Genomic DNA, 20,389 nt, shown 5'->3' on the forward strand with positions numbered 1-20,389 from the left:
TCAGACGCGACGCTGACGCACGGCTTCGAACAGGCAGACGCCCGTTGCCACCGAGACGTTGAGGCTGGAAACGGCCCCGGCCATGGGGATGCTCACCAGTTCGTCGCAATGCTCGCGAGTCAGGCGGCGCATCCCCTTGCCTTCGGCGCCCATGACCAGTGCCATGGGACCGGTCAGCTTGGCCTGATAGAGGTCGTGATCCGCCTCACCGGCGGTGCCGACCAGCCAGACGCCGCGCTCCTGCAACTCGCGCAGGCTGCGGGCCAGGTTGGTGACCTGGATGAGCGGTACCACTTCGGCGGCGCCACAGGCGACCTTGCGCACCACAGAGGTCAGGCCGCTGGCCTTGTCCCGCGGCACTATCACCGCATGGACCCCGGCCGCATCGGCGCTGCGCAGGCAGGCCCCCAGGTTGTGCGGGTCAGTCACCCCGTCCAGCACCAGCAGGAAGGGGGCGGTCTCTTGCACCGCCAAGCCGTCCAGCAGGCTGGCCAGATCATGCTCGGCCAGCTTGGGCGCCTCTATCACCTTGGCCATGATGCCCTGGTGATTGTTGCCCTCGGCTTTGTCATCGAGCGTCTTGCGGTTCACGCTCTGCACCTTGAGACCGAGGGATTCAAGCTCGGTCAGCAGGGGTTGCAGCCGGTCGTCATCCCGGCCCTTGAGGGCCCACACTTCGATGAAACGCTCCGGGGTGCGCTCAAGCAGCGCGGATACAGCGTGAATGCCGTAGATCAGTTCAGTACTCATTTCGTGCTCTTGACCTTATCACGAGCCTTTTTGCTCGGTCGTCTGTTGCTGGGCTTGGCGCGGCCACCCTTGTCGGATTTGCCGATCTCCTTGCCCTCTTTGCGTTTTTCGTGGCGCTGGGCGCTCTTGGCCTTCTCTTTCTTGATCTCGGCCTGCTTGCGCGCCATCTCTTTGGCGTTCTTGCCGGTGGCCTGGAGCGGCTCTTCCACCATCACGAAGTCGATCTTGCGATCGTCCAGGTTCACGCCCATCACCTTGACGCGTACCTTGTCGCCCAGACGGTAGCGACGGCGGAAGTTCTCGCCGATCAGCTGCATGTGCAGGGGATCAAACTGGTAGTAGTCGTTGGTGAGGGTGCTGACGTGCACCAGACCGTCGATGTGGATCTCCGCCAGACGGACGAAGAAACCAAAGCCGGTGACGCTGGCGATGACGCCGTCGAACTCGTCACCCACGTGATCCAGCATGTACTCGCACTTGAGCCAGTCGGCCACGTCGCGGGTCGCATCATCGGCTCGGCGCTCTGTCATGGAGCAATGCTCGCCCATGGGATCCACTTCTTCCAGCTGGTAGTGGTAACCACCGCTCGGAGTCCATTTGTGGCGCAGATTGCCCTGCTGCTCCTTGGCCGTCTGGTACTTGATGGCGCGGTGCAGTATCAGGTCGGGGTAACGACGGATCGGCGAGGTGAAGTGCGCATAGGACTTCAGGGCCAGACCGAAGTGACCTATGTTGTCGGCCTGATAGACAGCCTGACGCATGGAGCGCAGCAGCATGGTGGAGAGCAGCTCCGCATCCGGACGCCCTTCAAACTTGGCGGCCAGCTCGGCAAAGTCTTTCGGCTCGGGCTCGAGGCCACCCTTGAGCTCCAGACCCAGTTCGGCCAGGAAGTCACGGAAACCGGTCAGGCGCTCTTCGCCCGGACGGTCGTGCACCCGGAACAGGGCAAAGGCTTCGTTCTTCTCGATGTAACGGGCCGCGGCCACGTTCGCCTGGATCATGCACTCTTCGATGATCTTGTGGGCATCGTTGCGCACCAGCGGCACTATCTGGTCGATCTTGCGCTGGGCATTGAAGATGAAGCGGGTCTCTTCGCTCTCGAATTCCACGGCGCCACGCTGGTGACGGGCATGCTTGAGCGCCTTGTAGAGGTTGTTGAGCTCCTCGATGTGACCCACCAGCGGCTCGTACTGCTGACGCAGCTTGGGCTCGCCATCCAGGATCGCCGCCACCTTGCTGTAGGTCATGCGCGCGTGGGAGTTCATCACGGCTTCGTAGAACTTGTAACCGGACATGCGGCCGGCGGCTGAGATGGTCATCTCGCACACCATGCACAGACGGTCGACCTGCGGGTTCAGGGAGCAGAGGCCGTTGGAGAGTACCTCCGGCAGCATGGGCACCACGAACTCGGGGAAATAGACGGAGTTGCCACGCTGATACGCTTCGGCATCCAGCGCAGTGCCGGGCTTCACATAGGAGGAGACATCCGCGATGGCCACCCACAGGCGCCAGCCGCCACCACGCTTGGCTTCACAGAAGACGGCGTCATCGAAGTCACGGGCGTCTTCCCCGTCTATGGTGACCAACGGCAGGGCACGCAGGTCGATACGACCCTCTTTGGCCTTCTCCGGTACCTGTTCGCCCAGACCGGCAACCTCCTTGGTCACCTCTTCCGGCCAGGTATGCGGGATGCCGTGGGTACGCAGGGCGATCTCGATCTCCATGCCCGGCGCCATGTTCTCGCCCAGCACGTCCAGCACGGTACCGACCGCATTGATGCGGGAGGTGGCGCGCTGATTGATGCGCACCACTACCACCTGGCTCTGGCGGGCACCCTTGTTTTCCCCTTCGGGGATGATGATGTCCTGGCCGATGCGGCTGTCATCCGGCACCACGAAACCGACGCCGTTCTCGACGAAGTAACGGCCGACGATATCCGCCTCGCGGGACTTGAGCAGACGCACCAGACGCGCTTCCTGACGACCCTTGCGGTCAATCTCGGTCGGCTGCACCAGCACGTAGTCGCCATGCATCAGGCGCTGCATCTCGCGGTTGTTCAAATAGAGATCCGGTCCACCACCTTCCGGGCGCAGAAAACCGAAACCATCTTTGTGGCCGAGTACATACCCTTTCACCAGATTCAGACGATCCGGCAGGGCATAACATTGGTTGCGAGTGAACACGAGTTGCCCGTCACGCTCCATGGCGCGCAGACGACGGCGCAAGGCTTCCAACGGCTCTTCGTCGGTCAGTTTGAGAGCCTTGGCCAGCTCTTCCCGGGACATGGGTTTTTCATGGCCCTTGATGAGCTCCAGCAGCATCTCGCGACTGGCGATGGGGTTTTCGTATTTTTCGGCCTCGCGTTGGAGGAAAGGATCTTTTTGAGACATAAGCAGGCCTTAGGGTAGGTAATAACGCAGACATTATATCGAAGGGGGGAGCTAATGGCATCCATCGGCTGCCTTTTGGCCAATCTCTCTGTCATACTATGCAAAGTTTGCAGGCATGATGAGACACGGAACTCATGAGCAAGGACTCGTTCGCCCAATCCGCCGCCTATCTGAAGCAGGCGGTTCCCCTGATGATCAAGTATCAAATTCCCACAACGCCGGATAATTACACCCTTTGGTATAACTATGTGGCCGCCAGCATGCCCGAGCTCAATCAGGCCATCGATCAGGCCATCAAGCTGCAGGGCACCTGCTCTCTCACCACCTGCGAACGGCTTTATCACCAGCATCTCGCCGCCGAAGACGAGCAGCAGATGGAGGCGATGAAGCTCACTCTGGCTGCCATGGCCAACGAGCTCGGCCATAGCATGCAGGATGCCATCTCCGACACCGGCATGTTCCAGGAGATGCTCGACAAGAGCTTCGATCGGCTGAGCCTCATCGACGATGAGGGGCTGAGCCTGGAGGATACCATGGGTATCTTGCGGGATCTGGTACGCGAGTCGCGGGATGTTCGCATGTCGACCATGCATTTTCGCAATCAGCTCAGCAGCGCCGAGAAGGAGATCAAGGAGCTGCGCGAGGCGCTGAATGAAACTCGCAAGCTGGCCAACGAAGATGCCCTCACCTCCCTGCTCAACCGACGCGCCTTCGATCTGGAGATAGACGGCCTGATCCGCAGCAAGCGCCCCTTCTCTCTCATTTTATCGGACATAGACCGCTTCAAGAACTTCAACGACGAATATGGCCATCTGCTGGGGGATCAGGTATTGCGCGCCTTCAGCAAGCGGCTGCGGGAAACCTGCAAGGAGGGCATCACCGCCTACCGGCTCGGTGGCGAGGAGTTTGCCCTGCTGGTGCCCATGCGCAGCCTGGCCCTGAGCCGCCAGATGGCCGAGAGCCTGCGCCGGGCCATCGAGAAGATGTCCATTCTGGATCGCAAGTCAGGCCGCCGCATCGACCACATCACGGCTTCGTTCGGGGTGGGCGAGTACAATGGCCAGGAGACCGGCGATGCCCTGGTCGAACGTACCGACAAGCTGCTCTACAAGGCCAAGGAACTGGGCCGCAACCGGGTGATGCCGCTGCCATCCTGATCCTTCCAGACAACAAAAAGGCCGGTCAATGACCGGCCTTTTTCATGCTGGCGATACCAGGCTCAGAGGCTTTTCAGCTTCTCTTCCGGCAGGGCCAGCTCGTCGTTGTGGTTGACGCCGATGCCGCGCTCCAGCACGTGGCGGGCGATGGCGTGGGCCTCTTCCAGCGAGTGCATGCTGAAGGTGCCACACTGGTATTCGTTCAACTCCGGTATCTTGGCCTGATCCTGCACTGTCAGCACATCGGCCATGGCCGCTTGCCAGGCTGCGCCGACACGGGCCTCGTCCGGTGCGCCGATCAGGCTCATGTAGAAGCCGGTACGGCAACCCATGGGGGAGATGTCGATGATCTCCACCCCATTGCCGTTCAGGTGATCACGCATGAAACCGGCAAACAGGTGCTCGAGGGTGTGGATGCCGCGCTCGGAGAGGATCTCCTGATTCGGCACGCAGAAACGCAAATCGAACACGGTAATGGTGTCCTTGTTCGGGGTCTGCATTGTCTTGGCCACGCGTACCGCAGGGGCTTCCATGCGGGTGTGGTCAACGGTAAAACTGTCCAATAACGGCATTTCTGACTCCTGATTTGGTTACCAGAACCAGCCCCCGCTGGAGAGCTGATCCTTGCATTGTCGATACTGGGCGCCGTAGCGCTGGGCGCGAGCCTCTACCTTGCGGGAGGTCTTCATCAACCACCCCTTGCTGCGGTAGCTGCCACGCCGGTAGCCACCCCACCCTTCGTGATAGTTGAGATACTGGCCATAGGCATCCCACTTGGAGGTGCCGTTCAGCCGCTGGGCCTTGTTAGTGTACCAGCCCATGAAATCGATGGCGTCGGCAAAGTCGTCGCGACTGCTCCAGCCGTTGCCGGTTTCCCGCTGGTAATCGTCCCAGGTTTCGTCTTTCACCTGGGCATAACCATAAGCGGAACTGGCCCGCCCGGTCGGGATGAAGAGGAAGTACCCCATCGGCGGCTGGGCGTCGTGTACGAAGGAGGACTCCTGGTACATCATGGCCATCACCACCTGGATCGGCGTCCCCCACTTCTCGTTCATCTTGAGTGCCGCCTTGTGCCACTCGGGTTTCTCCCGAAAGATCTGGCACAGGTTCTCCGGTTGAGCCGGCGGCCGGGTACTGCAGGCGGTCAGGCCGGCCAGCAGGCCTGCCACCGCAGCGAGGCGCATCCATGACATCAACCGTGTTGCATCTTCGTTCTCTTGATCGTTACGAGGCACATGCATCACATCAAATCGCGTCTTCGTTCTCTTCGCCGGTACGAATGCGAATGACCCGTTCCACCTCGCAGACGAAAATCTTGCCGTCACCTATCTTGCCGGTGCGGGCTGTGTTCTGGATGGCTTCCAGGCAGGCATCGAGATCCTCGTCCTGCACCACCAGCTCCACCTTTACCTTCGGCAGGAAATCCACCATGTATTCGGCGCCGCGATAGAGCTCGGTGTGCCCTTTCTGGCGGCCGAAGCCTTTGACTTCGGATACCGTCATGCCGTTGATGCCGATCTCGGCCAGGGCCTCGCGCACATCGTCCAGCTTGAACGGTTTGATGATGGCTTCAATCTTCTTCATGGTGACTCCTTACCAGTTCTGTTTGCCAAACCCGGATGTGATGGGGTAACGGCGATCCTTACCAAAGTTGCGGGCCGTGATACGGGGCCCGACGGCGGCCTGACGGCGCTTGTATTCGTTGAGATCCACCAGCCGGATCACCTTGCGCACCACCGCCTCCTCGAATCCCTCTGCCACCAGATCGGCGACCGAGGCATCCTCTTCCACGTAGCGCTTGAGGATGGCATCCAGGATGTCGTAGGGGGGCAGGCTGTCCTGATCCACCTGGTCTGGCGCAAGCTCTGCCGAGGGGGGACGGTCGATGACCCGCTGCGGGATCACGTAATCGACCGAGTTGCGATATTCGCACAATTTGAAGACCAGCGTCTTGGGCACGTCCTTGAGCACGTCGAAACCGCCCGCCATGTCACCATACAGGGTGGCATAGCCCACGGCCATCTCGCTCTTGTTGCCCGTGGTCAGCACTATGCGCCGACGCTTGTTGGAGAGTGCCATCAAGAGCACGCCACGGCAGCGAGCCTGCAGGTTCTCTTCCGTGGTATCCCGGGCTGTGCCGGCAAACAGCGGCGCCAGCTGGGTCATGAAACCTTCGAACATGGGCTCGATGGAGATAATGTCGAACTCGACCCCCATCCGCTCGGCCTGCTCCTTGGCATCCTCCACACTCATCTGGGCTGTGTAGCGGAACGGCATCATCACAGCCTGCACCTTGTCCGCCCCTATGGCATCGGCCGCTATGGCCAGGGTCAGGGCGGAATCGATGCCGCCGGAGAGACCCAGCACTGCCCCCTGGAAACCGTTCTTGGTGATGTAGTCACGCACCGCCAGCACCAGTGCCTGATAGGTCTCGGCCAAGGGGTCGAGCGACGCGGCAGGCTCACGTTCTTTCAGCGGCTGCCCGGCGGCAAAGCGCACCAGCGCCAGCTCTTCGGCAAACGGAGCCAATTTATGGGTCAGCTCGCCCCGACCATTGAACACCTTGGAACAACCGTCGAAGATCAGCTCGTCCTGGCCACACACCTGATTGAGATAGACCAGCGGCAAACCTGTCTGGTGACAGCGGGTCGTCATCAGCTCATGGCGGATCCAGGGTTTCTCCTGATCGTAGGGCGAGGCATTGATGGTGAGCAGCAGCTCGGCTCCCGCCGCCTTGGCGGCCAGCGCCGGGCCCGGTTGCCACAGATCTTCGCAGATGAGCAGCCCCAGCTGATGGCCACGGAAGGGCACCACGCAGCTATCCGTGCCTGCGGTGAAGTAGCGCTTCTCGTCGAATACTCCGTAGTTGGGCAGATCCTGCTTGAAGTAACGGGCGATAAGCTTGCCCTGCTCATAGAGAGAGGCCGCATTATGGAGCGCAGCCCCCTCACGCCAGGGGTGACCCACCAGAATGGCACACTTGCCCTGCCAGGCCGCGATGCGAGCCAGCGCAACGTCGACCCGGATCATCAGATCGGCACGCAACAGCAGATCCTCCGGCGGGTAGCCGGTCAGGGCCAGCTCGGAGCACACCAGCAGATCAGCACCTTGCTGCTCGGCCTGGGCGGCCGCAGCCAGCACCTTGTCACAGTTATCTTCGATGGCGCCTACCGTCAGATTCAACTGGGCAAGCATCAGAGAGAGGGCTTTTGCCATGGCGATGCATCTTAAAATCGAAAATGATGGGGAATGATAAAGAAAAGGCGCTGGCTGTGCCAGCGCCCAAGGCTCAAGGGGTGCAAGTCAGGTTGGCAGCGTTGGTGACGCCATTGTCCACCAGCAGGGAACAGGGCCCGCTCAACACCTGATTGTTGGGCTGTGGCGTCATCTGCACGCTGAAAGAGGGCGGCTGCAGCATGTAGGTTGTGCTGCCCTGATTGGTGTAGGAAAGATTGATGGCCAGCGTCGCATTTTCCGGGGCCTCGCACAGATAGGCTGCGGGCTGGTTGTTCGCCTGCGGTTTGTCGATACGGCAGGTCGCCCCCGAGTTTGGCGTGCTGATGCTCAGGTTGTTGAAGGTGTTCTTGCTGCAGGCCTCTGGCGGCGGATTATTGTTCCCCTTGCCACGATCCAAGCATTGGATTCGGCCACTGACTTTGATGGTCGGTACCGTCTGCTGGCTTGCATCAATTTTCACCAGCATGTCGGCGCTCAATGCCAATGATTGATCCTGCGGAGAGATCAGGGAGGCGGTGATCCCCGAGTTCCCCTGATAGGCGGCGACCCGGATAATGACGTCCCGCAGTATCTGGCCGCTGTCTTTGGTCGATTTTTTCGCCGTCATGTAGCCGCGACTGTAACTGCCGAAATAGTAGTTATTGAGGTCCACCACGGTTTTCACCGCTTCATTGGTGACAGTCGCATAATCGGTGGCGCTGCCGGTCAACAGGGTCAGTGGTCCCATGGTCCACTCTGCCAGCATGGTCAGGTTGATATCCTGAAACGGTACCTTGGTCAGATAGTCCGTTGCGCTGGTGTCTATGCCAACCAGATAGACAGGGTCAAGCACGTCCACATAGATGCCGCGAGCGATGAGCTGCGCCGTACCGGTACTGACTGTGATGCCGGTCGTGGTATCTCCCCCCGCCTCTGCATTGGAGGCCAGCCAGGCCGAAAAGTCGGTGATCGTCGGGAGCGTGGCGGAGGCGCCTTGCGTCCAGTTCAGGGTCGACTTCTGCCAGTCAATGTAAGTCTTGACCACGTACTTGATGTATTTCTGATAGCTGGCCTGATTGGCCGGCTTGGCCAGAAAATCGGCCGTGGTCACCACTACCTTGACCAGATTCCAGTCTGGCAAGGGGCGATAGAAACCGTCCAGCCGGACAAAACGACAGGCGTCCACATATTTGCCACTGGTGACAGTGCTCAAGGCACTGTTGTAGCGCACCCGGCTGGTGTTGAGCGGAGCATAGAAGTTAGTAAAGCTGGAGCCACTGCCATCGAAGTGATCCTTGCAACAGCTGGTACACAGCGTCGGCTGGCCATTGACGCTGCTGTCGAGCGTCCCGGCCGGCTTGCTCAGCATGGCACCGGCTTTCCAGTAAAGTTGCTTGCTCGCCGAACTGTAGACCTGCCCCGGCAAATAGGCGGTCAGGCTGGAGCCATAACTGCATGAACAGGAGACTGAGGCCATGTCCTGCAACACCTGCTGGGTGTTGCCTCCGGCCTCAGGCTTGTAAGTCACAGTTTCAAACTGCACCAACTTGCCGACCTGACCGTCTTTGGACGTGACTGTGGGCAAGGGCTTGCTGGTCTCCTGCTTGTTGCCATCGCCCAGCTCAACCGAGATGACATCCGGGGCAACCCCAGGCGTATAGTTGACCTTGGGTCCCTGCCTTGCGGTGTTCAAGCCCCCGTTCAACTGATCTGTGCTCAAGGACTCTATCGGCGATACATTACCGACAAGCTGCAGCGTATGGGATTGCCCTTCGCTATCCGACCAGCCGACATTGACTGCCACCGCCTTTCGTCCCGGATAGCTGAGGCGATAGCCGACTGGCGCCGTGCCTTGCCAGGTTGAGCTATTCAGATACTGATTGGTCACGGTCCAGGCCAGAGAATAGGGCTCCCCCGACAGGGTAACGGCGGCACTGGCCGAGGTGATCTGGTTGTAGGCAGTGAGCGGCGCCGTTGCCGTCATCACGCCATTGAAGTTGCGGAACTCATCGAGTTTTGATTCAGCCAGGCGCATCGCAGTCTCATAGCGACGGCCATCCTGCGAGACAGTCAGCGCCGACTTTGACATGGCGACCAAGCCGACAACCCCGACCCCCAACACGACCAGCGTGATCAAAATCTCAAGCAGGCCAAATCCTTTTTGCCTATTCATCCTCATCTTCCTCTACCAGTCCCGCCAACTGCCGGGCACCTGATTGACGACCTGGAAAGCGGCGCCATTCGAGATGTTGCTCAATACATTGGCATCAAACTTTGCATCGTAGGTGCCGTTGGCATTTCCCAGCTGATAATTGGATACCATGGCGCCATATACTATGGCCCCGCCGGTCAGCTTCACATCCGTACCGGCCGCGGCCGGGTTGGACGAGTAGGCAAAGACCAGACCGTACAGCACAGTGTTGCCATTCACCGCCAAATTGCCGTTGCGCACTATCAGGATCACGGGTGCGGCCTCGGTGCCGACGTTGGCAGAAGGCTTGCAGTCGCCATCCACTATGATGAGCCCGGTCGAGGTGGGGCCGAGGGAGCTGCAATCGGTCAACCGCTGGGTGGCTCTGGCCTCCAGATTGGTCCAACCGGCAGCATCATCCTTTTCATTGAACAGATACCAGACCAGATCGGTCGGAAAGGCGGCATCGTTGTCCTTGATATCCGACTGCTTGTCCCCTTTCTGGCTGATGTTGGCCGAGCAGCCGCCGCTGTAATCCCCCTGATGACAGGTTTGCCCCGTCCCCGTAATGAGGTCAACGTTGCCACTGGTCCAGACCGACAGGGGCACCCCCAGCCCACCGCCATTGGGATTGGCCACTATGGTGAAGTTGCCGCCGACCGCCATACCACCGGCCACGGTCAAGGGAGCTGCTGGCGATCCCGCCAACACATTGAAACGAACCACCTTGGTCTCTACTGCTGCCTGTGCCTGATCATTACTCAGCGTCGCCTGGGAGCGCACCCGGATCGGAGTCACCACCACGGACCCTACGGTAATGGCCGTGTCATCCACTGACGAGATTGTGTAACTGCCCGTGGTCAGCGTGGTCGTCGCCGAACTGGTACGCCAACCCGGATCCAGCGTCAGCCGTCCCAATCCATCCGCCATGCCCTGCTCTGCCATCGCCATGGCTTGACGATAGAGCACCTCATTGAGGGTCACGCGGCGATCGGCCACCAGCATCTTGCCGACCAGCAGTGAGATACCCAACAAGATCAACACCAGCAGCAACGTGATGGTGAAGGTGGTAAAACCCGACTGTCGGCTCATATCAGTACCCATCATTACGCAGTTTGATGTCCCGCTGCAGATTCAGGGTCAGTGCGGGCGCAGACTTGAAGCGACCGCTCATCATCAACTGCAGTGCCCGCGCCCCGCTGACCTGGCTGCTCGGCAGCAACCGGAGGGTCATGGCGGTTATCTCTATGGTGTCATCGGTAGAAACAAGGCTGCCGTTGCCACATGTCGTAGCGCCAGTCCCCTGCTTGATCCCCTTGTCAGCACTGCTGTAGCTGTAGACCAGGGTGTCATCCGTGTTCAGTACACCGTTCTCATCATTGTCATAGCGCACCCTGATGCAGGTATAGAGGCCGGAGCCCGTCGCCGTTTCATTCATCAGATCCGTTGCCGTATCAAAATAGAAACTGGAGCGGCTGCCGGATGCTGCGGCAAGAAATTGAGTCGCATTGGTGTCATACCCTGTTCGCTGGATATCGCGCGCTATCATGTCCGTCAGCAGCTGGATCTCCTGATTCAGACGACTGGTCTGCATGGCGGTATGATTGGCTTTGAGGATGGTGGCAAACAGCGAGGTGACAGCCGCGACCAGCAGCAGCCCGGCTACCATGGCGACCATCAGTTCGACCAGATTGAAACCATGAGCCCTCAATCGCATGTCACCTCCCCAACCAGGTTGCTGACGGCACAGGTGCGTACCCGTCCGAGGTTGCTGGTCACCACCTTCATGCTGGCAATGGACGAGGCAACCGTAATGCTGCCGCTGGGCAGGGTGCCGCGACGGGGGGAAAACGTGATAGGGCGCACCTGGCTCGATGATTCGGTATAGGTCGCCGTCAGGACAATGCCCGGGAACTCGCTGGCATCGGCCCCCTTGCGACCCTCGATACTGGAGCAGGTATCGCTGCAACTGCCGCAGGTCCCGTCGATGCTGATGCGATAGCACCAGTTGTTGGTGCCACTGTTGAACAGGATCATCTGCAAGTTGCGATTGCGCTTGAGTGCTTCGGACTTGAGCAACATCACATCCGTATAGACGGCCTGAGTCGCCGCCTTGACCATCTGGTCTTGGCGCAATGATTGATAGCTAGGGATGGCCACGGTCAACAGCAGGGCGACCAAGGCCAGGGCAACCATCAGTTCGATCAGGGTAAAACCGGCGGATCTGCCCTCTGTACATTCCATTAGCTCAAGACTCCTTTCTTTTTGCTCATGCCAGTAGAGTGTACTGTCAGTACTATCCTATAGTATCAACCTGTTTCACGAACCATGCCGCCCATGAGAATCAAACAATCAGGAATCACGCTGCTGGAGTTGATGGTCGTGATCGCCATCGTCGCCATCATTGCTTCTGTCGCCTACCCCAGCTTCACCGATGGTTTGCGCAAATCCCGCAGGGCCGAAGCCTTCAAGGGATTGCTCAGCATGCAGCTCAAGCAGGAGGAATACCGAATTTCAAACTCTGAATATGTTAATAAATCAGGGTTTGAAACAACTCCTTCTTTGCTCGGTAATCCCAGCAGTGACTATTACACCTTCGGGGTTGCATCGGGAGCGACCGCGACCACCTATACCCTGATCGCCACCACCAAAGGGGCTCAGGTCGGAGACAAGGCCGGCAGCACTGCCTGCGATACCCTGACACTCAACAAGGCCGACACCAAGACCCCAGCCGATTGCTGGTAACAGGCGACCGTTATCGACGTACTACCAGCACTCCGCCGCCGTCATGGTGGCGCCTGACACCCCTTGCTGCCCGCCCTGATCCAGGGTCAGCAGGCCGCAGGGGTCACCATCCATGGCCCCGGTTGGAATCGCCGTCAGGGTATAACGCCCCCCGCTGGCATTGAGCGCCAGGTTGTAATAAGCCTCCCCCCCCTCCTTTGGCAGGGTCGCCAGTCCGGCAGAGGCCAGATTCCCGCCATCATAATTACCCTCGGCGGTAAACTGCCGCTCCAGATATTGCGCGGCCTCTAGCAAGGTCGCCTTGGCTTCGGCCCGCTTGGCCGAGGCGATGTAGTTGTTGTAACTGGGGTAGGCAATCACGGTCAGGATGGCCATCACGGCCACCGCAATCATCAACTCCATCAGGGAAAATCCACGATCCATGCCAGCCTCTAGTCCAGTTGCAACCAGGATTGACGACCACCCAGATCGCCCGCCCCCTCCTCCAGCGTGACCGAGATGTTGCCACTGGATCCGCTGATGTATTTACGCTCCATGTCCGCATCCTCCACCACGCTCGGGGTCGTGGTGAGTTCATCAAATTGCTTGCCACTGACCGGCACCTTGACGTCATTGCCGGCATCATCCTTGATCCCCACATAGTCATCATCGTTGACGGCACCGTCACCATTGACGTCGAACACCGAATAGGTCAAACGGGCCCCCGACACGGGATCCAGCTCCATCAACCAGGAACGGCCGCCAAAATCACACGCATCTGCCGAGGGGATCAGGGTGTTGAAGATCAGCCGCTTGTTCCGAAACAGCATCTCGGAGACGGCGCGCTCCCCCACTCCTTTGCTCAGTCCGGGTGACTTCAAGACCAGGTACCAGCCCTTCTGGCTGGTGTAGTTGACTGCCTTGCTGGACACCACCCGCACATTGAACTTGATGGTGGTGCCATTGGCCGAATACTCGTGGGTGATGCTCTGTTGCAGCAACTGGCTGCTGCTCACCTCGGCCCCCGTGTCCCAGATGCCATAGACGGCCTCCAGCCTCGGAGTTGCAGGCAACAGCTTGTCATCATTGGTGAAATAGCTCCCCGTCCCCATCAGCACCATGATGCCCCCCTTGGGATGGCGGATCGCCAGTGGCCGCATGGTGATGGGTTGGCGCGTACTGGCCGAGCAGGTGCCATTGCAGGCCTGGAACAGCGGCTTTGGCTTGTTGCCGGTCTTGAAGGCGCTGCCCCACTGGGCGCTGTTGTTGTCAGTCAGATCGAACTTCCACAGGTTGCCCTGCAGATCGCCGGCATAGACATAATCAGCCACCCGATCGCCATCCTCATCCACCGGCAAGGGGGAAGAGAGACCGTTCGGCTCGCTGGCCGACCCCACCTGGGTATCTATCTCCTTGATCACGGCGCCGGTCGCCAGATCCAGCACGAACAGACGCGCCGTCTGGCTGGTGCTGTTGTAACCATTGGCCACCAGCGCCACCCACTTGCTGCCGGACTTGACCCGAACCAGGGTCGGCGCAGCCAGTGCCACCCCCATCTCGGCATTGGTGAACTCCCACAGCATCTTGTCGGCGCTGAAATTGTCCGGCGCCGTCACGTCGATGGCGAATACCGCCTTGCCACCGGCCCCCGTCGATCCCAGCAGTACGGTTTTCCAGCTACTGCCAAGATAGGCATCGCCCACCTTGGCAGTACCATCGACATAGTAACGATGACTGTAATCAGGCTTGGTCAACAGGCTCAGATCCCCCAACAGGCTGGCGGGAATATAGGCCAGGGTCTCCACCCCGCTGGCGACCCTGAAACCGTGCAGCATGCCATCATTGGCCCCCACATAGAGCATGGGAGTGCGGCTGCGGATGGCCGTCGATCCGAGGAAACTCTGATAACCGTCCCGCTCCGCCTGGCTCAGCCCGGTGGCGCTGCCGTAGCCGTAGTCCCTGACACCGACATAGACGGGATCCGAGTTGATGATGTCCCCCAGCAGATCGCTGCGACTGCGAAACAGGCCGCCATTGCTCTGTTCACGGCTGCGATCACCGCGCAGATAGGCGACCCGGTTCTCCCCCTGGTTGTCGCCGGCGATGTTGAACAAGGCGCGGTTGGTGGCATTGAGATCGGCCCAGGTAAAAGGGATGCCGACCCCGTTTTGCCGGGTGAAAATAGTGCGGGCCGAATGCGCCGGGATCAGGGTCGCCGCATCCCAGGCCATGGAGCCCAATGAGCCATCGCTGTTGAGCGGAATGGAAACCAGTTGTCCCGACCAGTCCCCGCTGTTGTAACGGGCCTGATAGATGTGGGTATTGCTGTCCAGCCGGGTCGCATTGGCAGTCACCGAACTGGCTGAGCTGTTGCGGGCCGCGATCTGGGCCAGGGTGCTGCTCAGGGCCGCGGCAAAGGTGTCGGGGTCAGCCGCACTGAAGAAGCTGCCCTTGCTGTTGAGTGCCGCATGCCAGAGATCATCGATCTTGTACTCCGGAATGTAGGTCGGGTTCTTGTACTCCTTGTCATCCGGATCATGGGGATTGGGCCAGCTGCTCGGGATGCCGTTGGCCGGATTGAGCGAGCCATTCACCCCCAGCCCGACGGTGAAATTGACCAGATGCTGCCAGTTGGCGAGATCTGCCGTGCTGGTCGGCACCTTGTTGGCCAGATCGGTGCGCAGATCCGTCTTCCAATACTGGTAGGCCACATCGGCCAGGGTATTGCTGTAGCCGTCCTTGTCCTGATCCCCCACCGAAGGGGTGTCTCCGTTCCAGTAGCCGTCCGTCATCAGTATGTTGTAACTCTGACGGCAGGTGAGGTGCGGCAGAGTGCTGCCCGCACTGGCGGCCCAGGGGCCATTGTTGTCGGTACGGGAGAAGTACTCCCCCACATCCTTCAGACTGGTGCGCAGCGGTGTGCCGGACGCCAGAATGTCGCGGCTGTAGAGGTCACTGAAAAATGCGCTGCGATCGGTGCCGGAGAAGGGGGCCACGCCACGGATCACGCTGCCACTGGCGTTGATGGTGGCAAAGCCGACCCGGATGGCCTGCCCCTGACTGGCAAAGGCCCGCCCAACCCCGGCCCTGGCCGCCAGGATCCTGGAGCGATAGTAGGTATACCAGTTGGCGAAGTTCTGGATCTCCTCGTCATAGGTGCAGACGGGCGCGCTCTTGCAGTCGCTGCGGTTGGGGCGTCCGCCATAGGTGCTGCCCGACTTGATCTCGACCCGGGTGTAGCTGCCCACCTTCTTCACATCGCCACTGCCCTTGTAGGCAAAATAGACGGCGGGCCAGAACGTCTCGTCATCGTTGTAGTCGCTGGAGGAGAATCCGGTGTAGTAACGCAGCGATCTAGACCGGTTGTTCTTGGTCAGGTCACGGCAACCGGCGGCCGTATTGAACGGATTGTGTGGCGCACAGCTGATGCTGGCATTCGCCATCAGGGTGCCATCCGCCTTGGCCCAGGGGCGGTAGCTCTGCAGCGGGTTGTAGTAGAGCTTGTTGTTGTTGCTCGAGCGGGTATAGGCGTTGCGGTCGTTGTTGCTGGTGAAGGTGACGGTCCGGTTGTCATAGTCCTCGCTGCCATACACGTTGTCGACGCGGGGGTAGACGTAGCGGGCGCTGTTCTCGATCAGCCCTTCCGGCATCAGTTCAAAGTGCATGGAGCCGGAGTCATCGAGGCTGAACATGATGTTGGGCTCGGCCCGGGTACCGAGATAGAGGGGAACCTGGGCAATATCGAGCGCGGCCTGCACCGACGAGCAGAGCAGCAGGACCGAGAGTCCGTAGCCAGATGTGCGCATGGGTTGCCCTCCTAGCGGCTGTAGGTCGATTGCAACAGCACCCGGCTCTCATCCGAGAGACCGAATCCCCTTGCCGTGATGCGATAGAGGCGACGCTCGCCTATGGGTTCGTCGACCGCCAGACTCTCGTTGCCAGCCTGGGTGTAGGGCAGTCGCTCGATGAAGTACTCGGGGGCACGCCCCGCCAGACCGCTGTTGACATAGGTACGCCAGGCCGTGGAGGGAGACGCGGGATCCACCGCCACGCTGACGAAATCGTACAAACCGGCGCTGTTGTCATAGGGGCCTGAATTACCGGCTTCCAGATAGCGCTCGGCGGCACGCAAACCGGCCTCCGCCGCCTGCAGCGCCTGCTGTGACTCCTTCTGGTTGCCCGCCATCTTCTCCTGCAACAGTGCGCCCTGCATGCTGGCCATCGCCAGCAGGCTCACCATGGCCAGAAAAATCAGGCTGATCACCAGTGCCATTCCCTGTTGTCGAGGCATCATGGATTCCATCCTCATGGCAGCCGGTTGCGCAGGGCGACCGTGGTTTCGGTCACCCAGTACCAGTGATTGTCGCCAGCCAGGAAGGTCGAGCCCGCAAAGCTCAAGGCCTGGGGCGCGGAGACCAGATTGCCCTGAGCGCTGCGCATCAAGAGCTGGACACCAATCCCCAGCACGTTGTCCCAGTTCGGATTGCTGGCGGCACTCACGTAACGATCCGCCGCCCGATCCCGGTTCTGATCCTCGCCGAAGGTCAGCTGGATGTCGGTCACCCCTTCGACCAGCGGCATGCCGGCGGCGAGACCACTCTTGCGATAGAGGATGTAGGGGGCGGTGGCCGAGGCCCGGGCAATGTAGTAGATCCGGGTCTCCATCCGGCTCAGTATCGAACCGGCACCAAAACGCTCCTCGACCGGGCTGCTGGCCCCGCCCCAGGAACTGATAGCATTGCCTGGGGTGTATTTGTTGTCATTGGAGTGACCTATGTTGACCTCGGTCCCCGCCCCCACCACCTGGGTCTGGGTGATCTGGAAGATCCGGGCCTTCTGGCAATCGGAGACCATGACTATGTCCCCTTCGCACAAGTCGCTGTAGCCCTGCTTGCCGGTGCCGCAGTAGTTCGCCTTGCTGGAGATCTGCTGCACGAACAGCTGGGCGGCGCTGTTGTTGCGAGTCACCGGCACCCCGGCCCCGGTTGGCCCCTGGATCAACAAGACGTCGCTACCCGGCCTGGGCTTGGGCTCGCCTGCGGTGAACAGGGCCGACAAGGCGGCGGGCAGAGTGGCGGTGACATTGTCATAGCCGCGCAGATAGACGGTGAAGTTGTAGGGCAGTGCAGTCCCGCCGGTGAGGGTATTGGTAATGTTGACCCCCTGCTTGCTCAGACAGCCCTGATAACCCACCATTCGCAGCTCTTTTTGCAGCAGGTTGACGGCAAATCGGCTGTCTTCCTGCACCCGGGCTATGGCCTCGCCGGTCAGATAGGTCTTATGGTTGCCGAGAAAAACCTGAATGATGATGCCCACCGTCAGCAGAGACAGCACCAGGGCTATCATGACCTCCACCAGACCGACCCCGGCCTGCCGTCGCAGTGACATGCGCCCGCTCATAGATCCGTCCTCAGCGTCATGCTGCGCAACGAAGGCTCGGTCGGCAGCCGGCTGGCATCCCACTGGATGGTGATGGTGGCCTGCCCCGCGCTGATCACAATGGCGCCATCGCCGCTCGGCAGACCGGTCAGCGCCTGTTTCCAGTACTGCAGATCCAACATGGCCATCGAGCTGCCGGAGACGGCCTCCCCCAGCCCCACATTGTACTGGCCGAGCAGGGCCGCGCTGCGATTGGCCCGCATCATGTCGGTGATCATGTAGGCGTACTGGGTCGCCTCGGTGCGGGTCAGCGCCGACTGGTTGCTCTTGAGTGCCTGCAGTTGCAAGGTTGCCATGCCGAGGATGCCGATCGACAGCACCAGCACGGAGATCAGGATTTCGAGCAGTGACAGCCCTTGTGGACGCTTCATATGCAGCTGGTCTCCTGGATGGAGGGACGGCCGGCGGGGGTGATCATGATGTCCCGTGCCGGCTCGGCGGCACAGTCTGGTGGTTGCAGGGAAAACACCAGCGTCACCTGCTGGCGGCCATCGAGAAAGCCGTTGCCACTGAAACGCAAGAGCGAGGTGTTGCTGACCAGAGTGCCTGACCCCATGTCGGGGAAGAGGCGCAGCAGCTCACCGTTATCCAGGGTGCCATTGCCGTTGCTGTCGACCCAGATCTGCCAGCCCGACTCCCAGTGATGCTGGGTAATGTTGCTGGCTGTGGCGGAGAGTGTCACAGCCGTATTGCGGCGAATGGCTTCGGAGCGGGCAAGGTTGATGGCGGCCACGAAATTGTTGGCCTGGGTGGTCAGCGTGATGTTGCGCAATACCGCGCTAAAGGAGGGGACTCCCAGGGTCAGCAGGATCGACACGATCGCTATGGTGACCATCAGCTCGATAAGGCTAAAACCTGAACGCAAAAACATCCTGTTTCGCTCTGATTTCGTTGGGGCTTGCCTGCATATCCATGTGCCATCAAGCCAGATGAGAAGATCATCAGCAGTCTAGACTGCGGCTCTTCGCTTGCAATTCAATCTACTCAAATCTTGGACATACATCATCAATTTTCGCTGGGTTCCTGCCGCATCCGGGTAAACAAGATTCATAAGAATCGTGCATAAAAAAGCCACCTCGCAGGAGGTGGCTCGGAGACCCATCATCTCATCCCGACCAACAGGATGCGGATCAGAGGATCCGCAGCTCGGGCGGCACTTCAAACACCACGTTCTCTTCGCGACCCGGGTGCTCGACGACCATATTGCCGCCCAGCTCGCGCAGACGGGCGATGACGTTCTGCACCAGCACGTCCGGTGCCGAGGCGCCGGCCGTGACCCCGATGCGCTCGACCCCCTCCAGCCAGCCGGTTTCGATCATGGAGGCATCGTCGATCAGGTAGGCGCGAGCCCCCACCTTCTCGGCCAGCTCGCGCAGACGGTTGGAGTTGGAAGAGTTGCGTGACCCGACCACCAGCATGGCGTCCACCAGCCCCGCCATCTCCCGCACCGCATCCTGGCGGTTCTGGGTGGCGTAACAGATATCGTCCTTGCGCGGCCCCTGGATCTTGGGGAACTGCTTGCGCAGGGCGTCGATCACATCCGAGGTTTCATCCACACTCAGGGTAGTCTGGGTGACGAAGCAGAGATCATCCGGATTCTTCACCTGGAGCCTGGCCACATCGTCCGGCGTCTCCACCAGATACATGCCGCCTTCGCGGTTCTCGTACTGGCCCATGGTGCCGATCACCTCGGGGTGACCCGCGTGACCGATGAGCACGGCTTCGGAGCCCTTGCGACTGGCGCGATGGACTTCCATGTGTACCTTGGTCACCAGCGGGCAGGTGGCATCAAACACCTTGAGGGCGCGGGATTTGGCCATCTCGCGCACCGTCTTGGCCACGCCGTGGGCGGAGAAGATGACGATACTATCGTCCGGCACCTCGTCCAGCTCCTCGACGAACACGGCGCCCGCCTCTTTCAGCTTGTTCACCACATAGCGGTTGTGCACCACTTCGTGACGGACATAGATGGGAGCACCGAACTTCTCCAGCGCGCTCTCGACTATGCTGATGGCACGATCGACACCGGCGCAGAAACCGCGAGGGTTAGCGAGCAGAATATCCATCAGGTCACTTTCTCCTCGTCATCAACGCCCAGGATTTCCACCTCGAAGGTGACGGTATGACCGGCCAGGGGGTGGTTGAAATCGACAGTCACCGACATGCCTTCCACCGCCCGTATGATGCCGGGCAGCTCGCTGCCATTGGGCTGGTCGAACAGTATGATGGTGCCGACCTTGGGCTCCACCTCGGCGCCGAACTTGGCTCGATCCAGATGGTAGATGTTGTCGGGATTGGCGAGGCCGAACGCCTGCTCCGGCGCCAAAGTGAAGCTCTTGGCATCACCCTGTTGCAGGCCCAGCAGGCACTGCTCGAAGGTATTGGTCAGGCTGCCATCCCCCATCCGCAGGCGGGCCGGTTTGCCGTGCAGCGCAGTGCTGTCAGCAACCGAGCCGTCTTCCAGCTTGATGGCGAAGTGAAACAGCACGCTGCTGTTGGCCGTAATCCCGGCGGCGATAGGC

At 60.2% G+C, this 20,389-nt stretch carries 20 protein-coding genes; 2 read left to right on the top strand and 18 right to left on the bottom strand.

Annotation, left to right across the window (positions count from 1 at the left end; genetic code table 11):
* Nucleotides 1-750 carry a 23S rRNA (guanosine(2251)-2'-O)-methyltransferase RlmB gene (rlmB, locus tag ACM3N8_RS11525; RefSeq protein ID WP_416016152.1) on the bottom strand — a complete coding sequence of 250 codons (750 nt, stop codon included), beginning with the start codon at nucleotides 748-750 and terminating at the stop codon, nucleotides 1-3.
* On the bottom strand, nucleotides 747-3,140 hold the full coding sequence (rnr, locus tag ACM3N8_RS11530; RefSeq protein WP_098980771.1) for a ribonuclease R: 2,394 nt from the start codon (nucleotides 3,138-3,140) through the stop codon (nucleotides 747-749). Before rnr ends, rlmB begins: the two co-directional genes overlap by 4 nt.
* Nucleotides 3,141-3,274: 134 nt before the next feature.
* Between rnr and ACM3N8_RS11535 the strand changes: the two genes are divergently transcribed.
* Entirely contained in the window at nucleotides 3,275-4,297 is a 1,023-nt protein-coding gene (locus ACM3N8_RS11535; protein ID WP_181003604.1) for a GGDEF domain-containing protein, read from the top strand.
* Nucleotides 4,298-4,359: 62 nt separating this feature from the next.
* Here the strand turns inward: ACM3N8_RS11535 and luxS are convergent, their stop codons facing one another.
* The 8 genes from luxS to ACM3N8_RS11575 form a co-directional block, all read right to left on the bottom strand.
* Entirely contained in the window at nucleotides 4,360-4,869 is a 510-nt protein-coding gene (gene luxS, locus ACM3N8_RS11540) for an S-ribosylhomocysteine lyase (protein ID WP_241278978.1), read from the bottom strand.
* An 18-nt stretch (nucleotides 4,870-4,887) separates the two neighbouring features.
* Nucleotides 4,888-5,481, bottom strand: a complete 594-nt coding sequence (locus ACM3N8_RS11545; protein ID WP_276203889.1) for a transglycosylase SLT domain-containing protein — start codon at nucleotides 5,479-5,481, stop codon at nucleotides 4,888-4,890.
* 61 nt (nucleotides 5,482-5,542) lie between these two features.
* Nucleotides 5,543-5,881: a nitrogen regulatory protein P-II gene (gene glnB / locus ACM3N8_RS11550; protein WP_005308848.1), complete on the bottom strand. Its 339-nt coding sequence runs from the start codon at nucleotides 5,879-5,881 to the stop codon at nucleotides 5,543-5,545.
* A 9-nt stretch (nucleotides 5,882-5,890) separates the two neighbouring features.
* Nucleotides 5,891-7,513 carry an NAD+ synthase gene (locus tag ACM3N8_RS11555; protein ID WP_416016153.1) on the bottom strand — a complete coding sequence of 541 codons (1,623 nt, stop codon included), beginning with the start codon at nucleotides 7,511-7,513 and terminating at the stop codon, nucleotides 5,891-5,893.
* 73 nt (nucleotides 7,514-7,586) lie between these two features.
* On the bottom strand, nucleotides 7,587-9,686 hold the full coding sequence (locus tag ACM3N8_RS11560) for a type IV pilus modification PilV family protein (protein ID WP_416016154.1): 2,100 nt from the start codon (nucleotides 9,684-9,686) through the stop codon (nucleotides 7,587-7,589).
* Between the two features lie 12 nt (nucleotides 9,687-9,698).
* Entirely contained in the window at nucleotides 9,699-10,796 is a 1,098-nt protein-coding gene (locus ACM3N8_RS11565; RefSeq protein ID WP_416016155.1) for a PilX N-terminal domain-containing pilus assembly protein, read from the bottom strand.
* Between the two features lies 1 nt (nucleotide 10,797).
* Nucleotides 10,798-11,421, bottom strand: coding sequence for a PilW family protein (locus ACM3N8_RS11570; RefSeq protein ID WP_084214198.1), 624 nt, complete (start codon nucleotides 11,419-11,421; stop codon nucleotides 10,798-10,800).
* Nucleotides 11,412-11,948, bottom strand: a complete 537-nt coding sequence (locus tag ACM3N8_RS11575) for a GspH/FimT family pseudopilin (protein ID WP_290019059.1) — start codon at nucleotides 11,946-11,948, stop codon at nucleotides 11,412-11,414. Before ACM3N8_RS11575 ends, ACM3N8_RS11570 begins: the two co-directional genes overlap by 10 nt.
* A 93-nt stretch (nucleotides 11,949-12,041) precedes the next feature.
* Here ACM3N8_RS11575 and ACM3N8_RS11580 point away from each other — a divergent pair, with 93 nt between their 5' ends.
* Nucleotides 12,042-12,449: a type IV pilin protein gene (locus tag ACM3N8_RS11580; protein ID WP_274452694.1), complete on the top strand. Its 408-nt coding sequence runs from the start codon at nucleotides 12,042-12,044 to the stop codon at nucleotides 12,447-12,449.
* Between the two features lie 21 nt (nucleotides 12,450-12,470).
* Here ACM3N8_RS11580 and tppA read toward each other — a convergent pair whose 3' ends face one another.
* From tppA to fkpB, 8 genes are all read right to left on the bottom strand, one after another.
* On the bottom strand, nucleotides 12,471-12,872 hold the full coding sequence (tppA, locus tag ACM3N8_RS11585; RefSeq protein ID WP_241278974.1) for a type IVa pilus pseudopilin TppA: 402 nt from the start codon (nucleotides 12,870-12,872) through the stop codon (nucleotides 12,471-12,473).
* A gap of 8 nt (nucleotides 12,873-12,880) precedes the next feature.
* Nucleotides 12,881-16,234, bottom strand: a complete 3,354-nt coding sequence (locus ACM3N8_RS11590) for a pilus assembly protein (RefSeq protein ID WP_416016156.1) — start codon at nucleotides 16,232-16,234, stop codon at nucleotides 12,881-12,883.
* A gap of 11 nt (nucleotides 16,235-16,245) precedes the next feature.
* Nucleotides 16,246-16,722, bottom strand: coding sequence for a PilX N-terminal domain-containing pilus assembly protein (locus tag ACM3N8_RS11595; RefSeq protein WP_416016157.1), 477 nt, complete (start codon nucleotides 16,720-16,722; stop codon nucleotides 16,246-16,248).
* Nucleotides 16,723-16,733: 11 nt separating this feature from the next.
* Nucleotides 16,734-17,828 carry a PilW family protein gene (locus tag ACM3N8_RS11600; RefSeq protein WP_416016158.1) on the bottom strand — a complete coding sequence of 365 codons (1,095 nt, stop codon included), beginning with the start codon at nucleotides 17,826-17,828 and terminating at the stop codon, nucleotides 16,734-16,736.
* Nucleotides 17,825-18,238, bottom strand: a complete 414-nt coding sequence (gene pilV, locus ACM3N8_RS11605) for a type IV pilus modification protein PilV (protein ID WP_416016159.1) — start codon at nucleotides 18,236-18,238, stop codon at nucleotides 17,825-17,827. Before pilV ends, ACM3N8_RS11600 begins: the two co-directional genes overlap by 4 nt.
* The gene (tppE, locus tag ACM3N8_RS11610; protein ID WP_043141552.1) at nucleotides 18,235-18,738 is read right to left on the bottom strand and encodes a type IVa pilus pseudopilin TppE; all 504 of its coding nucleotides are present in this window, start codon (nucleotides 18,736-18,738) and stop codon (nucleotides 18,235-18,237) included. Before tppE ends, pilV begins: the two co-directional genes overlap by 4 nt.
* Before the next feature lie 259 nt (nucleotides 18,739-18,997).
* The gene (gene ispH, locus ACM3N8_RS11615) at nucleotides 18,998-19,933 is read right to left on the bottom strand and encodes a 4-hydroxy-3-methylbut-2-enyl diphosphate reductase (RefSeq protein ID WP_290019056.1); all 936 of its coding nucleotides are present in this window, start codon (nucleotides 19,931-19,933) and stop codon (nucleotides 18,998-19,000) included.
* A complete protein-coding gene (gene fkpB, locus ACM3N8_RS11620) occupies nucleotides 19,933-20,385 on the bottom strand; it encodes an FKBP-type peptidyl-prolyl cis-trans isomerase (RefSeq protein ID WP_378082341.1) in 453 nt (150 codons plus the stop codon). Before fkpB ends, ispH begins: the two co-directional genes overlap by 1 nt.
* Nucleotides 20,386-20,389 lie beyond the last annotated feature (4 nt).

The sequence above is a fragment of the Aeromonas sp. A04 genome (genome assembly GCF_047780465.1).
Classification (GTDB): domain Bacteria; phylum Pseudomonadota; class Gammaproteobacteria; order Enterobacterales; family Aeromonadaceae; genus Aeromonas; species Aeromonas bestiarum.

What these genes read in the sequence shown, in the direction of transcription:
- rlmB (WP_416016152.1), bottom strand. Translation starts at nt 750, where the DNA reads ATGAGTACTGAACTGATCTACGGCATTCACGCTGTATCCGCGCTGCTT.
- rnr (WP_098980771.1), bottom strand. Translation starts at nt 3,140, where the DNA reads ATGTCTCAAAAAGATCCTTTCCTCCAACGCGAGGCCGAAAAATACGAA.
- ACM3N8_RS11535 (WP_181003604.1), top strand. Translation starts at nt 3,275, where the DNA reads ATGAGCAAGGACTCGTTCGCCCAATCCGCCGCCTATCTGAAGCAGGCG.
- luxS (WP_241278978.1), bottom strand. Translation starts at nt 4,869, where the DNA reads ATGCCGTTATTGGACAGTTTTACCGTTGACCACACCCGCATGGAAGCC.
- ACM3N8_RS11545 (WP_276203889.1), bottom strand. Translation starts at nt 5,481, where the DNA reads ATGCGCCTCGCTGCGGTGGCAGGCCTGCTGGCCGGCCTGACCGCCTGC.
- glnB (WP_005308848.1), bottom strand. Translation starts at nt 5,881, where the DNA reads ATGAAGAAGATTGAAGCCATCATCAAACCGTTCAAGCTGGACGATGTG.
- ACM3N8_RS11555 (WP_416016153.1), bottom strand. Translation starts at nt 7,513, where the DNA reads ATGGCAAAAGCCCTCTCTCTGATGCTTGCCCAGTTGAATCTGACGGTA.
- ACM3N8_RS11560 (WP_416016154.1), bottom strand. Translation starts at nt 9,686, where the DNA reads ATGAATAGGCAAAAAGGATTTGGCCTGCTTGAGATTTTGATCACGCTG.
- ACM3N8_RS11565 (WP_416016155.1), bottom strand. Translation starts at nt 10,796, where the DNA reads ATGAGCCGACAGTCGGGTTTTACCACCTTCACCATCACGTTGCTGCTG.
- ACM3N8_RS11570 (WP_084214198.1), bottom strand. Translation starts at nt 11,421, where the DNA reads ATGCGATTGAGGGCTCATGGTTTCAATCTGGTCGAACTGATGGTCGCC.
- ACM3N8_RS11575 (WP_290019059.1), bottom strand. Translation starts at nt 11,948, where the DNA reads ATGGAATGTACAGAGGGCAGATCCGCCGGTTTTACCCTGATCGAACTG.
- ACM3N8_RS11580 (WP_274452694.1), top strand. Translation starts at nt 12,042, where the DNA reads ATGAGAATCAAACAATCAGGAATCACGCTGCTGGAGTTGATGGTCGTG.
- tppA (WP_241278974.1), bottom strand. Translation starts at nt 12,872, where the DNA reads ATGGATCGTGGATTTTCCCTGATGGAGTTGATGATTGCGGTGGCCGTG.
- ACM3N8_RS11590 (WP_416016156.1), bottom strand. Translation starts at nt 16,234, where the DNA reads ATGCGCACATCTGGCTACGGACTCTCGGTCCTGCTGCTCTGCTCGTCG.
- ACM3N8_RS11595 (WP_416016157.1), bottom strand. Translation starts at nt 16,722, where the DNA reads ATGATGCCTCGACAACAGGGAATGGCACTGGTGATCAGCCTGATTTTT.
- ACM3N8_RS11600 (WP_416016158.1), bottom strand. Translation starts at nt 17,828, where the DNA reads ATGAGCGGGCGCATGTCACTGCGACGGCAGGCCGGGGTCGGTCTGGTG.
- pilV (WP_416016159.1), bottom strand. Translation starts at nt 18,238, where the DNA reads ATGAAGCGTCCACAAGGGCTGTCACTGCTCGAAATCCTGATCTCCGTG.
- tppE (WP_043141552.1), bottom strand. Translation starts at nt 18,738, where the DNA reads ATGTTTTTGCGTTCAGGTTTTAGCCTTATCGAGCTGATGGTCACCATA.
- ispH (WP_290019056.1), bottom strand. Translation starts at nt 19,933, where the DNA reads ATGGATATTCTGCTCGCTAACCCTCGCGGTTTCTGCGCCGGTGTCGAT.